Genomic DNA, 12,889 nt, shown 5'->3' on the forward strand with positions numbered 1-12,889 from the left:
TTATTCTCCACAGGCGGTAAGTTGAGGAAGTTGCGCCGGTAAGGTCTGCGCGTACAGGCCCGCACGTTTCACCGCGTTGACCACTGCCCGAGGGGTAATGGTTGCGCCGGTAAACTGGTCAAAATCACCGCCGTCTTTTTTCACTGCCCAGTGAGCATCGTTCTCAGCGCCGATCGTCTTCCCGCTGAAGTGGGTGATCCAGTCGGATAAGCGCAGCTCAATTTTATCGCCCAGGCCAGGCGTCTCATGATGTTCTGTCACGCGTGCACCCAGCACAGTGCCGCTGAAATCAGCGCCAACCAGGAGCTGTATGGCGCCAGAATAGCCGTCCGGCGCCGTGGCTTCAAGAATGGCGGCGACGGGCTTATCGTCCTGACGGGCGATATAGATGCGGTGTGTACCTTTGCCCAGCGCCGGAGCATTCACCAGAAAGCAGCTGTCCTGCAAGGTATTATTGTAGCGATCGGCAGGCAGAACCTGATCAAATAACGCTTTTTGCTGGAGAACCGCTTGTTCGGCAATCGTCGATTTAGTGACCAGGTTAATGGCCGCCGTCAGCCCCGTCGAGCCTGCGGCAAACAGCGCCAGCGTGATACCGTGTTTACGAATCGTTTTCAGCATGGGGTGTCCTTAGCGATGCCCGTAGACGCGAGGTCGGGTGTAATAATCAATCAAAGGCACCGTGATATTCGCCAGCAGTACAGCGAACGCCACACCGTCCGGGTATCCCCCGAAACTGCGAATCAACCACACTAACAAACCCGCCAGCGCGCCAAAAATCAGACGACCACGATTGGTTGTCGAGGCGGTGACGGGATCGGTCAGAATAAAGAACGCGCCCAGCATTGTCGCGCCAGAAAGCAGATGCAACTGCGGAGACGCCAGTGAATCCCCGGCGAATGCCCATCCCAGAGTGGAGCAGACAGCCAGCGTCACTAAAAAGCTGACCGGAATGTGCCAGCGGATCGCTTTTTGCCAGAGCAGCCACACGCCGCCAATAAGCCAGGCGATGTTTACCCACTGCCAGCCCGCACCGGCCAGCATGCCGCTGTAGATGGGGTACTGCATAATCTGTTCAACAGCGTGCCCGGCATGTAACGAGGTTTTGAACGTATCGAGCGGCGTAGCCTGGCTGATGCCGTCAATGCCCATGCGTAACGTATTCATGTCGCCGCCGCTGGCGGTGTGTCCGGTGAAGATGACCTGCAACGCATCCAGAAGGCCTGGCGCCGTTGCGGCGATGTCATGCGGCGGGAGCCAGCTTGTCATCTGTACCGGGAATGAAATCAACAGAACGACATAACCAATCATCGCTGGGTTGAATGGGTTTTGCCCCAGACCGCCGTAAAGCTGCTTGGCGATAATGACGGCAAATACGGTGCCCAATACCACCATCCACCACGGGGCGAGAGGCGGTATGCTCACAGCGAGCAGCAAACCGGTCAGCAATGCTGAGTTGTCTTTTAAGATAGCGGCGATCGGCTGTTTACGCAGTTGAAGCACGGCGGCTTCTGCGGCCAGCGCGCTGACTGCGGCCAGTATAATCTGGAACAATGTGCCCCAACCGAAAAACCATAGCTGGGTGGCAATCCCCGGCAGCGCGGCGATTAACACCAGCATCATGATACGCGATGTCTGGCGCTGGTTATGGGTATAAGGCGAGCTTGCGATTCTGAATACCATTTATTCCTCGTTAACAACCTGCTGCTGTGCTGCTTTTTTTGCCTGAACGCGGGCGATCGCCGCTGCGACGGCGGCTTTGCGCGGGTCTACCGGTTCAGCAGGTTCCGCAGCGGCCTGCTGTTCCTGCTTGCGCGCTTTGGCGCGGGCAATTGCCGCTTCGACAGCGGCTTTGCGCGGGTCGACCGGTTCGGTGGGTTCCGCTGCGGTCTGCTGTTCCTGCTTACGCGCTTTGGCGCGGGCGATTGCCGCTTCGACGGCGGCTTTACGCGGGTCGACCGGTTCGGTAGGTTCCGCAGCGGTCTGCTGTTCCTGCTTGCGCGCTTTGGCGCGGGCAATTGCCGCTTCGACGGCGGCTTTGCGCGGGTCGACCGGCTCGACGGGTTCTGTAGCGGCCGGTATGTTCTCCGCCTGTCTGGCGCGCGCCTGCGCTTTACGCGCTTCACGGGCAGCAATAACCGCGCTGTTATCCGGCTTCTCTCCCGCGTTGATGACAACGGGCTGAGTCGCCTGTGCCTGTTTCTCTTTTACGCGCGCCAGCGCTGCGGCGATGGCATCCTGATCTTTTGCCGCAGGTTGTGCGGCCGCATTTTTATGGCGCTCAAGGCGTGCGGCTTTCTCACGCTCCAGTCGCGCCTGTCTGGCCTCAAAACGCGCTTTCGCTTCAGCCGCGCGTTTTTCTTCTTGCGCGATCGCGTAAATCTCCGCTTTTTCCTGACGGAAATACTGCACAAGCGGAATGCTGCTGGGGCATACCCAGGCGCAAGCGCCGCACTCAATGCAGTCGGCAATGTTATGTGCGGTGGCTTTATCGTGCTGTTGGCCTTTGCTGAACCAGTACAACTGCTGGGGCAACAAATCGGCGGGACAGGCATCGGCACAGGCGCTACAGCGGATACAACCTTGCTCTTCCGGCGTTTCGCCCATTTCCGTGGCGGAAGGCGCGAGAAGGCAGTTAGTGATCTTCACGACGGGAACATCAAGCCAGGGCAGGGTAAAGCCCATCAGCGGGCCGCCCATAATCACCATTTGATCGGCTGAAGAACAGAAGCCCGCATCATTAAGCAGGTGGCTGACAGGCGTCCCCAGCCTGGCCCAGACGTTACCGGGACGGCTGACGGACTCTCCGGTCAAGGTCACAACGCGCTCGGTGATCGGTTCCCCGTCAATCACTGCGCGTTTGACGGCATAAGCCGTACCAACGTTTTGCATCAGCACGCCGATATCAGAAGAGCGGCCGCCGTGCGGAACCTGTTTCCCGGTCAGGATCTGGGTAAGTTGTTTTGCGCCGCCGGAAGGGTATTTCGTTGGGATAACGCGTAACGCGATATCATGCGCATCGGCCAGAACGGCACGCAGCATTGAAATGGCCTGCGGCTTGTTATCTTCGATACCTATCAGGACCTCACGCGGTTGCAGAATATGGGCAAGGATACGGATGCCTTCCACCACCTGCGCGGCGCAATCCTGCATTAAGCGGTCATCAGCGGTGATATAGGGTTCACACTCTGCCGCGTTGATGATCAGCGTTTCAATCTTATCGCCGCCGCCCTGTAATTTGACGCCGGTCGGGAACCCCGCGCCGCCGAGCCCGGCAACGCCGAACTGGTGAATTCGGGTAATTAGCTCTTCGCGGCTGCGGCGCTGATAATCCGCCCAGCCGTCGCGTTCGATCCAGCGATCTTCGCCATCGGCATCAATCATCACGCTAAGCTCAGCCAGGGCCGACGGGTGCGCGGTAGAGTGGGGGGCAATCGCGATAACCTTCCCGGACGTCGGCGCATGGACGGGCAGCATGCGGCCGCGACCACGGGTCAGCGGCTGGCCTCGCAGGACGCGATCGCCCACGTTAACGCACAGCTCGCCCTCAGCGCCAATATGCTGCTTAAGAGGAATGATAAAGCGCGGCGCCAGTGGAACCTGTCGCAGAGGCGTACCGTTTGACTGGGTTTTCATTTCCGGCGGATGAATGCCGCCATCGAAATCCCAGATTTTATCTTTTCTGAATGCAGAGAATAACTTAAGCATGTTGTTCCACGGGAATGATACGAACGGGGATGGTGTTCAAATCCCACTTCCAACTGTCAGGTGTTTCCGCTACCGGGCGTAATTCAATGCATTGCGTCGGGCACGGGTCAACGCACAGGTTACAGCCGGTGCAGAGATCGCCCATGACCGTATGCATCGCGCGCGTGGCGCCCACAATGGCATCCACCGGGCATGCCTGAATACATTTAGTGCAGCCGATGCAATTGTTTTCATCGATGACCGCCAGCATACGCACTGGCGCAACTTCTTGTTCATCACCATCGATAGGTTGCGGATCGACGTTCAGTAACGTTGCGATTTTCAACATCACCGCTTCGCCGCCCGGCGCACAGCGGTTAATTTTTTCACCCTGACTACCGATGGCTTCAGCATAAGGGCGGCAGCCAGGATAGCCGCACTGCCCACACTGGCTCTGCGGTAAAATTTCGTCGATTTTCTCGACAACGGGGTCGTCTTCCACGGCAAACCGGCGGGAGGCATACCCCAGGATGGCGCCGAATGCCAGGCCCAGCAGGCTCACGGCGACTACGGCAATCCAGATAGCATTCATTACAACTTCACCAAACCACTAAAGCCCATAAAGGCCAGAGACATTAAACCTGCGGTAATCAGCGCAATCGCGTTACCGCGAAAAGGGGCAGGAACGTCTGCCACGGCGAGGCGCTCGCGAATTGCCGCGAACAGCACCATCACCAGAGAGAAGCCGACGGCGGCGGAGAAACCGTACAACGCCGACTGCAAAAAATTATGACCGAGGTTAATGTTCAACAGCGCCACGCCGAGCACCGCGCAGTTGGTGGTGATGAGCGGCAGGAAGATCCCCAGCAGGCGGTACAATGCCGGACTGGTTTTACGCACCACCATCTCAGTAAATTGCACTACCACCGCGATGACCAGAATAAACGCCAGCGTCCGCAGGTAGATGAGATCGAGCGGAATCAAAATCCAGGTGTCAATCAGCCAGGCGCAGATAGACGCCAGCGTCATCACAAACGTGGTGGCGAGCCCCATACCCATTGCGGTTTCCAGCTTTTTGGAAACCCCCATAAACGGGCAGAGACCCAGAAACTTGACCAGTACAAAGTTATTGACCAGTACAGTTCCGACAAAGAGCAGCAGGTAATCAGTCATTTTTCGGCCTGAAATAAAAAAGCCGCCTATTATCTGTCAATCTACAGCAGGCGACAACAGGTTAACTGTAAGGGTATTACGGGTTCACAAACGTTGCTTTAACGCGCGCCGAGCGTTTGAAATAGGGTACGATCAGCGCGGCCGCCAGTAACGGGAACAACAGCTGGCGAACCGCAAACGCGTCTGAGACTGGCGAAAAGGCAAAGGCTTTAATTGCCAGCAAGACCGACACCAGCAGCCAGATAATATAATGTTTAGGCACGCAGTGGCGGCGCTTGAAGAAGGCGATGGTCAACCATAAGGTGTAATACCACATTGCAATGGCGGTAATAAACGAAACGCCCCACAACAACAGGTTGCCGGTACTTTGCTCACTGAGCATATGGAATGTCTGCGGCGTAGCCAGCGCAGTAGCATAGAGCAATAACGCGAGCGAGGCGCTCAGTAACGCGACTAACAGCCAGGCCAGTGGGCCAAGCAACCAGCCCCCGATGCGTTGTGCCGGTGTTGTGGTCATATCTTCTCCAGATTTGCCAGCGCGAACAGGCAGACTATTTCATTTTGGGGCCAGTATTATAAAGCTTTTAACGCCGATCGCTACTTTCTTTATTGTACGTAATGCCAGACTGATTTTGGCACCTGACCGACATCATACAGACGACCGCCCGAGACCAGTTCCGCGCGACGATGATCTGCGGCGCGATACATATTGATGATCTCCCGATCGTCAGAGAGGGTGTAGTTAAGGTGATCAAACAGTTTTTCCAGGCTCTCAAGCGAACTGATTTTGCGGAATTTTAATAAATAATCCTGAACTGTCATAAATAGCGATCCATATTAAACAAATAACACCAACGGAGTAGTGAATATAAAAATAAACAAAACGACACCGAAAAGAATAATCGGCGCGCAAGGGTAAATAAGCGTATTCTTACGTGTCATGAATCAGGTGAGCAGAGCACCTGCCGGAAGGGTAACGCGCTTCATGACAACTGGCAATAAGCGTGCGGCCAGCAGACGGCATATTTCGCTTTTTTTGCCGCTTTTCATCTTTTCCTGATTTTTCTGGCTGTAAACCGAAACCATTTCTGACGATATGTAGCTATGCCGCAACTGGCCAGGACACGCTTATTTTTTCTGAACGGAGGCCGTCGGTTCAGGGGGCTGGTAATTATCGATATGGCTGGCGACGCCTAAGAGGATCACTGAGACAACGAGAACAATCCAACCGGTTAATTCAATAAGGCGATTCATTACTGACGACATTTTTTTGCTTTGATTTATCCATAAACACAGGATGCAAATGTTACTCATCAATAAATAAGACGGCAAGGGTGTCGGGAACGATTTCAGCGACTTTTTCGCCGCAGGAGAGCCCAAAGTCACTGATGTTTGACTTAAGTTAAGCAACAACCTTTATAACCTGGCGGTTATTAAACTATTGTGAGTGGTTAAGGGATAGTGTGAAATGACCCCGTTCTGACATGAGAGGCAAAGACATGAGTGACAACATCCGGGTAGGGCTAATTGGTTATGGTTATGCCAGCAAGACTTTCCATGCGCCCTTAATCGTGGGGACGCCGGGTCTGGAACTGGCGGCGGTTTCCAGTAGTGATGAAACAAAAGTGAAGGCGGACTGGCCTTCTGTGGCGGTTGTCTCAGAGCCTAAGCATCTTTTTAACGATCCGAATATCGACCTTATCGTCATTCCTACGCCCAACGACACCCATTTTCCGCTGGCGAAAGCCGCGCTTGAAGCGGGAAAACATGTGGTTGTGGATAAACCCTTTACCGTGACACTGTCACAAGCCCGTGAACTCGACGCCCTGGCGCGCAGCCTGGGACGCGTGCTTTCTGTGTTCCATAACCGCCGTTGGGACAGTGATTTCCTGACGCTGAAAGGATTGCTGGCCGATGGCGTTCTGGGGGAAGTGGCTTACTTTGAATCCCATTTCGACCGTTTCCGCCCGCAGGTACGCGATCGCTGGCGCGAACAGGGCGGCCCTGGCAGCGGTATCTGGTACGATCTGGCGCCGCATCTGCTGGATCAGGCGATCAATCTGTTCGGTTTGCCGGTCAGCATGACGGTGGATCTGGCGCAGCTTCGTCCTGGCGCGCAGTCGACGGATTATTTCCACGCGATATTATCCTACCCGCAGCGTCGGGTGATTCTGCACGGTACGATGCTGGCGGCGGCAGAATCAGCACGTTATATCGTGCATGGCTCGCGCGGCAGTTACGTGAAATATGGCCTCGATCCACAAGAGGAGCGGCTGAAAAACGGTGAGCGACTGCCGCAGGAAGACTGGGGTTACGACATGCGTGATGGCGTGTTGACGCGCGTGGAAGGCGAAGACCGTGTGGAAGAGACCTGGCTGACGGTGCCGGGTAATTATCCGGCTTATTATGCGGGCATCCGTGACGCGTTGAATGGCAACGGTGAAAACCCGGTTCCGGCGAGCCAGGCGATCCAGATTATGGAGTTGATTGAGCTGGGGATTGAATCAGCGAAGCATCGCTCTACGCTGTGCCTCGCGTGATGACGGTGTACTCTTCTGGTGCCGGGTGTTGCCGGATGACGGCGTAAACGCCTTATCCGGCCTACGGTTGTGCAGTTACAGGACTGATAAGCGCAGCGCCATCAGGCGTCGGGATGTTGCCGGATGGCGGCGTAAACGCCTTATCCGGCCTACGGTTGTGCAGTTGTAGGCCTGATAAGCGCAGCGCCATCAGGCGTAGGTGCTGCCGGATGACGGCGTAAACGTCTTATCCGGCCTACGGTTGTGCAGTTGTAGGCCTGATAAGCGCAGCGCCATCAGGCGTAGGTGCTGCCGGATGACGGCGTAAACGCCTTATCCGGCCTACAGTTGTGCAGTTACAGGACTGATAAGCGCAGCGCCATCAGGCGTTGCGTGCTTAAACCGCTGCGACTTTCTCACGCAATGCGCGTTTTTCCGCTTCGCTTAAAAACGCCATTTCCAGACCATTGATCTGCGCCTGACGAATCTGCTCGCGGGTTAATCCTGCCGCCGGCGCCGCTACCGTGTATTCGTGAATAATATCCACACCCTGTACCGCGGGATCATCCGTATTCAAACTTGCCAGCACGCCATGCTCAAGGAACGTTTTCAGCGGATGCGCAGCCAGCGAGGCAACGGTGCTGGTCTGGATATTAGACGTCAGACAGGATTCGATACCGATTCGCTGTTCGACCAGAAAATCCATCAGCGCGCGATCTTCCACGGCCTTCACGCCATGACCGATACGCTCGGCACCCAGTTCGCGAATGGCCTGCCAGATGCTCTCTGGTCCCGCCGCTTCGCCAGCATGTACGGTAATATGCCAGCCCGCATCACGCGCGCGGTTAAAGTGAGAGAGGAACAGACTGCCCGGGAAGCCAAGTTCATCGCCCGCTAAGTCAAGCGCGGTAATGTGATCGCGGTGCGCCAGCAGCGCTTCCAGTTCCTGCTGACAGGCAGCCTCGCCGAAAGTACGGCTCATGATGCCGATCAGACGAGCTTCAACGCCAAAAGTCTGGCACCCTTCACGTACGCCAGCGATGACCGCTTCGACCACGCCTGCAACAGGCAACTGGTGCGTCATCGCCATATAACCCGGAGAAAAACGCAGTTCGACATAATGCAGGCCGTTGCGGGCGGCATCTTCAATATTTTCAAAGGCCACGCGACGACAGGCATCCAGCGACGCCAGAACTTTAACGCCCCAGTCGAGCTTTGCCAGAAAACTGACCAGGTCAGGCTCCGTTGAGGTGATCTGCACATGCGGAATGAGCGCGTCAAGCGTTTGTGCCGGAAGGGCTAAATTGAACTGGCGGCCAAGATCAAGAATAGTTTGGGCACGAATGTTGCCATCAAGGTGGCGATGAACGTCAGTTAACGGAAGGGAAGTATCAATCATGGTCGCACTCTTTTTTAATATAAAAGTGCTCGCCATTATAAAAATAAAACGGGCGTAAAATCTATGTTGCGCAATAAATAATTTTATTGCGCAATCATTGTCAGCGTATAGCGTGGATCGCGTTGATCAGCCCGTTAACACCTTTTTCGAGCTTCGAACGTGGACAACCGGCATTAAGACGAACAAACCCGCGACCTTCTTCGCCATAAGTATACCCAGGCATGATGGCCACTTTCTGCTGATGAATCAGCGCATCCTGTAAGGCGTGGTCGTCAATATTCAGCGCGCGCAGATCAATCCAGGCCAGATAGGTCGATTGCGGAACCTGCCAGTTTAGCGTCGGGAACGCGGTGTTTAACGCATGCGCGATATAATTCAGGTTATCAGCAAGATACTCGCGCAGGGCATCCAGCCACGGCGCGCCCTGTTGATAAGCGGCAATGTGCGCGCTAAGCGCCAGAACGGCGGGTGACGACAGCCCGTCACGCCCCTTCAATACGCTGAGGTAACGATTGCGGCTTTCCTCATCGCCGATGAGCCCGTAGGCGCCGGTCAGCGCCGGAATGTTGAAGCTTTTTGACCCGGAGGTCAGCAGCGCCCAACGACCACGCGCTACATTGCTCCAGGGGATATGCGGCTGCGCGCCCCATACCATATCCATGTGGATTTCATCGGAGATGACCCGTACGCCGTGACGATGGCATAGCTCAGCCATCGTCTCCAGTTCATCGCGCGTCCATACCTTTCCGGTAGGGTTCTGCGGGCTGCACAGCAGGAGAATTTTACTCTCTGGCCGGGCGAGCACCGCTTCCAGCGCGGCCATATCGCAGTGCCAGCCGTCCGCGTTTTTCTGTAGCGCAACCGGCATGACGGTGCGCTGGTTGCCTTCGATGGCGTTATAGAACGCATCGTAAGCGGGGGTGTGAATCACCACCCCTTCACCGACGGATGACCACTGGCGGATCAGCTCCGACACCATGTAGATCACGGAGGGGCCGTACACGATCGACTGTGGGTCGATCGTAGTGTGGTGACGGGTTGCGAACCAGTGGGCGATCGCCCCTAAAAACTCATCGTTTTTCCAGCGGCTGTAACCCAGCACGCCGTGCGCCAGACGTTGGTTGATGGCCTCCAGGATGCACGGCGCGGTAGCGAAATCCATATCCGAGATCGTAAACGGAAGCAGGTCAGGGGCGCCAAAGCGATCGGCGACATAATCCCACTGCGTGCACCACGTACCGTGACGATCCACCACCTTTGAAAAATCGAACATATCGTTGTCCTTATGCCTCAACCGTGTTCATCAGACCCGCCATTTCATCCTTAACGGACTGTACCTGAGGGCCAATAACCACCTGTAAGTTATGTTGATTCAGCTGTACTACGCCGATAGCGCGATTGTCCTTCAGCGCCTGTACATTCACAAGCGACATATCCTTCACCGACAGGCGCAGACGGGTAATGCAGTTATCCAGGCTGACGATATTTTCACTGCCGCCAAGCGCGGCCAGAATCGCCGGGACGTTATAGCCTGATTTCCCTGGCGTGCCCGCCATGACTTTTTCAATATTGCTGGCGATTTCGGTATCGCGGCCCGGCGTTTTCAGATTAAAGCGCGTAATAGCGAAACGGAAGATGACGTAGTACACCGCGAACCAGATGGCGGCGACCACCGGAACCAGATACCACTTGGTCGACAGACCGTGCAGGATCCCGAATACCACAAAGTCGATGATGTTGCCGTCGGTGTTGCCGATGGTGACGCCGAGGATCGCCATGATGGTGAATCCCAGACCTGTCAGCAGGGCGTGAATCACATACAGCACAGGCGCGACGAACAGGAACAGGAATTCCAGCGGCTCTGTGGTACCGCCAACGACACAGGCGATAAGACCAGAAATCAGCAGGCCCTTAATTTTGTGACGGTTTTCAGGACGCGCACAGTGGTACATCGCCAACGCAGCGCCCGGCAAGCCGCCGAGGAAGGCAGGCATTTTCCCCTGAGACAGGAAGCGGGTCGCACTTTCAGAGAAGCCGTGCGTTGTCGGGCAGCTCAGCTGCGCCTGGAAAATGGTCAACGCGCCGCTCACGCTATGGCCGCAGACTTCCTGCGTACCGCCCGCTTCGGTAAAGCGAATTAACGCGACCAGAATGTGGTGCAGGCCGAACGGCAGCAGCAGGCGCTCACCCGTACCAAAGATCATCGGACCGAAATCACCCGCGCTATTGATAATGTGGCCCAGACCGCTGATGCCCATTGCAAAAACAGGCCATACCAGCGGAATGACCAGCCCGACCAGTCCCATCACCACGGAAGAGACGATCGGCACGAAACGCGTACCGCCAAAGAAAGCCAGCGCATCGGGCAGACGAATATTGTGGAAACGCTCATGCAGCATCCAGACAACGATACCGGCGATCACCGCCCCCAGAATCCCCGTGTCGATAGACTGAATCCCGAGGATATTCTGTACGTTATTGGCTTTCAGAATGGCGGCGTCAGTCGTCGGCAGAATGCCTTTCGCCGTTAACCAGAAGTTCACGGCAAGGTTCATTACGGCGTAACCGACGAAACCGGCAAACGCGGCGACACCTTTGTTTTCACGCGCCAGACCGAGCGGAATCGCGATACAAAACATCACCGGGAGGAAGCTAAAAGCGAACGAGCCGACTTTACTCATCCAGGTAAAGATGGCCTGTAGCACCGGGTTGCCCAGCGCCGGGAGCAGGGTGACGACATCGTGGCTGCTTAACGAGCTGCCGATCCCCAGCATGATCCCGCAGAAAGAGAGCAGCGCCACGGGCAGCATAAACGTTTTACCCAACTGCTGGAAAAATTCCCATAATGTTATTTTTGGTGTTGTCTTCGTCGTCATCTAACGACTCCTCGTGAAAAAGAAGGCTGTGGTCAATTATTTGAGCGAGAAGATAAAACGTTTTACCTAATTTTAGTGCGGCGCAAATCACATTATCGAACGATAATAAAGCGTATAAATATAAGTGATTGATAAAACGTTTTATCTATCACGTTATCAGGGAGCTTTCTTTTTTCATGGCTATAGCCAAAAAAACCACCATCCATGATGTCGCGTTGGCGGCTGGCGTTTCCGTCAGTACCGTCTCATTAGTGCTCAGTGGCAAAGGGCGGATTTCGTCAGCCACCGGCGAGCGGGTTAACGCGGCGATTGAACAGCTGGGCTTTGTGCGTAACCGCCAGGCATCGGCGCTTCGCGGTGGGCAGAGCGGCGTCATCGGGCTGATTGTGCGCGATCTGTCTGCGCCTTTTTATGCGGAACTCACGGCCGGGTTGACAGAGGCGCTGGAAGCGCAGGGGCGCATGGTCTTTTTGTTGCACGGCGGTCAGGATGGCGAACAGCTGAGTCAGCGTTTCGCTATGCTCCTTAATCAGGGTGTGGATGGCGTGGTGATCGCCGGAGCGGCGGGTAACAGCGATGCGCTCCGGGAACGGGCAGAAGAAAAAGGGATTCCGGTGGTGTTTGCCTCGCGCGCCAGTTATCTGGAAGAGGTGGATACTGTCCGGCCGGATAACATGCAGGCGGCGCAGCTACTGACGGAACATCTGATTCGCCTTGGGCATCAGCGGATCGCGTGGCTGGGAGGGCAAAGCTCCTCATTAACGCGCGCGGAGCGCGTCGGCGGCTATTGCGCGACGCTGCTGAAGTTTGGGTTGCCTTTTCACAGCGACTGGGTGCTGGAGTGCGCATCCAGCCAGAAGCAGGCCGCCGAAGCCATTACCGCATTACTGCGGCATAACCCGACCATCAGCGCAGTGGTGTGCTACAACGAAACCATTGCGATGGGAGCATGGTTTGGCCTGATGAAAGCGGGGCGTCAGAGTGGTGAAATTGGCGTTGATCGCTATTTTGAACAACAGATCTCGCTGGCGGCGTTTGCTGATGTGGCGGAAAACGCGCTGGACGATCTGCCGATTATCTGGGCCAGCACGCCAGCCCGCGAAATTGGCTATACCCTTGCGGAGCGCATCCTGCAACGGATTGGTCATGAAGAGAGCCATTCGCGCAGCCAGACCATTTCCGCTCGTCTGGTGACGCAAAAATAGCGTGGCGGGACAGGTGTTTGAATAGCGGCC

13 protein-coding genes are annotated in these 12,889 nt (G+C 55.8%); 2 read left to right on the forward strand and 11 right to left on the reverse strand.

Features of this window, described 5'->3' with window-relative positions; genetic code table 11:
- The 8 genes from rsxG to blr all read right to left on the reverse strand — a co-directional run bounded on the left by rsxG (nucleotide 1) and on the right by blr (nucleotide 6,114).
- Nucleotides 1-621: an electron transport complex subunit RsxG gene (rsxG, locus tag OGX93_RS11010; RefSeq protein ID WP_071258158.1), complete on the reverse strand. Its 621-nt coding sequence runs from the start codon at nucleotides 619-621 to the stop codon at nucleotides 1-3.
- A gap of 9 nt (nucleotides 622-630) precedes the next feature.
- Complete coding sequence (gene rsxD, locus OGX93_RS11015) at nucleotides 631-1,683, reverse strand: electron transport complex subunit RsxD (protein ID WP_012132514.1); 1,053 nt, start codon at nucleotides 1,681-1,683, stop codon at nucleotides 631-633.
- Entirely contained in the window at nucleotides 1,684-3,708 is a 2,025-nt protein-coding gene (gene rsxC, locus OGX93_RS11020; RefSeq protein WP_286449605.1) for an electron transport complex subunit RsxC, read from the reverse strand.
- On the reverse strand, nucleotides 3,701-4,279 hold the full coding sequence (gene rsxB / locus OGX93_RS11025; RefSeq protein WP_286449604.1) for an electron transport complex subunit RsxB: 579 nt from the start codon (nucleotides 4,277-4,279) through the stop codon (nucleotides 3,701-3,703). The genes rsxC and rsxB overlap by 8 nt, the downstream gene beginning before the upstream one ends.
- On the reverse strand, nucleotides 4,279-4,860 hold the full coding sequence (gene rsxA, locus OGX93_RS11030) for an electron transport complex subunit RsxA (RefSeq protein WP_005121199.1): 582 nt from the start codon (nucleotides 4,858-4,860) through the stop codon (nucleotides 4,279-4,281). Before rsxA ends, rsxB begins: the two co-directional genes overlap by 1 nt.
- 76 nt (nucleotides 4,861-4,936) lie before the next feature.
- Nucleotides 4,937-5,377: a DUF2569 domain-containing protein gene (locus OGX93_RS11035; RefSeq protein ID WP_012132511.1), complete on the reverse strand. Its 441-nt coding sequence runs from the start codon at nucleotides 5,375-5,377 to the stop codon at nucleotides 4,937-4,939.
- Between the two features lie 89 nt (nucleotides 5,378-5,466).
- The gene (ydgT, locus tag OGX93_RS11040) at nucleotides 5,467-5,682 is read right to left on the reverse strand and encodes a transcription modulator YdgT (protein WP_024130361.1); all 216 of its coding nucleotides are present in this window, start codon (nucleotides 5,680-5,682) and stop codon (nucleotides 5,467-5,469) included.
- A gap of 306 nt (nucleotides 5,683-5,988) precedes the next feature.
- On the reverse strand, nucleotides 5,989-6,114 hold the full coding sequence (gene blr / locus OGX93_RS11045) for a division septum protein Blr (protein ID WP_048902389.1): 126 nt from the start codon (nucleotides 6,112-6,114) through the stop codon (nucleotides 5,989-5,991).
- Nucleotides 6,115-6,359: 245 nt separating this feature from the next.
- Between blr and OGX93_RS11050 the strand changes: the two genes are divergently transcribed.
- Nucleotides 6,360-7,400, forward strand: a complete 1,041-nt coding sequence (locus tag OGX93_RS11050; RefSeq protein ID WP_024130359.1) for an oxidoreductase — start codon at nucleotides 6,360-6,362, stop codon at nucleotides 7,398-7,400.
- A gap of 376 nt (nucleotides 7,401-7,776) precedes the next feature.
- Here OGX93_RS11050 and add read toward each other — a convergent pair whose 3' ends face one another.
- From add to malX, 3 genes are all read right to left on the reverse strand, one after another.
- Complete coding sequence (gene add, locus OGX93_RS11055) at nucleotides 7,777-8,778, reverse strand: adenosine deaminase (RefSeq protein WP_047457232.1); 1,002 nt, start codon at nucleotides 8,776-8,778, stop codon at nucleotides 7,777-7,779.
- Nucleotides 8,779-8,878: 100 nt separating this feature from the next.
- On the reverse strand, nucleotides 8,879-10,051 hold the full coding sequence (locus tag OGX93_RS11060) for a MalY/PatB family protein (RefSeq protein WP_286449603.1): 1,173 nt from the start codon (nucleotides 10,049-10,051) through the stop codon (nucleotides 8,879-8,881).
- Nucleotides 10,052-10,061: 10 nt separating this feature from the next.
- Nucleotides 10,062-11,654 (reverse strand): maltose/glucose-specific PTS transporter subunit IIBC, encoded by a 1,593-nt coding sequence (malX, locus tag OGX93_RS11065; RefSeq protein ID WP_049011605.1) that lies wholly within the window; start codon nucleotides 11,652-11,654, stop codon nucleotides 10,062-10,064.
- Between the two features lie 176 nt (nucleotides 11,655-11,830).
- On the opposite strand from malX, the gene OGX93_RS11070 reads away from it, so the two are divergent.
- On the forward strand, nucleotides 11,831-12,859 hold the full coding sequence (locus OGX93_RS11070) for a Mal regulon transcriptional regulator MalI (RefSeq protein WP_012132499.1): 1,029 nt from the start codon (nucleotides 11,831-11,833) through the stop codon (nucleotides 12,857-12,859).
- The last annotated feature ends 30 nt before the right edge of the window (nucleotides 12,860-12,889 follow it).

It is taken from the genome of Citrobacter sp. CK195, from assembly GCF_030333365.1.
In the GTDB taxonomy this organism is placed as follows: domain Bacteria; phylum Pseudomonadota; class Gammaproteobacteria; order Enterobacterales; family Enterobacteriaceae; genus Citrobacter_B; species Citrobacter_B koseri.

Coding starts and splice junctions, on each gene's coding strand:
- ydgT (WP_024130361.1), bottom strand. CDS start 5,682: ATGACAGTTCAGGATTATTTATTAAAATTCCGCAAAATCAGTTCGCTT.
- rsxA (WP_005121199.1), bottom strand. CDS start 4,860: ATGACTGATTACCTGCTGCTCTTTGTCGGAACTGTACTGGTCAATAAC.
- OGX93_RS11070 (WP_012132499.1), top strand. CDS start 11,831: ATGGCTATAGCCAAAAAAACCACCATCCATGATGTCGCGTTGGCGGCT.
- OGX93_RS11060 (WP_286449603.1), bottom strand. CDS start 10,051: ATGTTCGATTTTTCAAAGGTGGTGGATCGTCACGGTACGTGGTGCACG.
- add (WP_047457232.1), bottom strand. CDS start 8,778: ATGATTGATACTTCCCTTCCGTTAACTGACGTTCATCGCCACCTTGAT.
- OGX93_RS11035 (WP_012132511.1), bottom strand. CDS start 5,377: ATGACCACAACACCGGCACAACGCATCGGGGGCTGGTTGCTTGGCCCA.
- malX (WP_049011605.1), bottom strand. CDS start 11,654: ATGACGACGAAGACAACACCAAAAATAACATTATGGGAATTTTTCCAG.
- rsxG (WP_071258158.1), bottom strand. CDS start 621: ATGCTGAAAACGATTCGTAAACACGGTATCACGCTGGCGCTGTTTGCC.
- rsxD (WP_012132514.1), bottom strand. CDS start 1,683: ATGGTATTCAGAATCGCAAGCTCGCCTTATACCCATAACCAGCGCCAG.
- blr (WP_048902389.1), bottom strand. CDS start 6,114: ATGAATCGCCTTATTGAATTAACCGGTTGGATTGTTCTCGTTGTCTCA.
- rsxC (WP_286449605.1), bottom strand. CDS start 3,708: ATGCTTAAGTTATTCTCTGCATTCAGAAAAGATAAAATCTGGGATTTC.
- rsxB (WP_286449604.1), bottom strand. CDS start 4,279: ATGAATGCTATCTGGATTGCCGTAGTCGCCGTGAGCCTGCTGGGCCTG.
- OGX93_RS11050 (WP_024130359.1), top strand. CDS start 6,360: ATGAGTGACAACATCCGGGTAGGGCTAATTGGTTATGGTTATGCCAGC.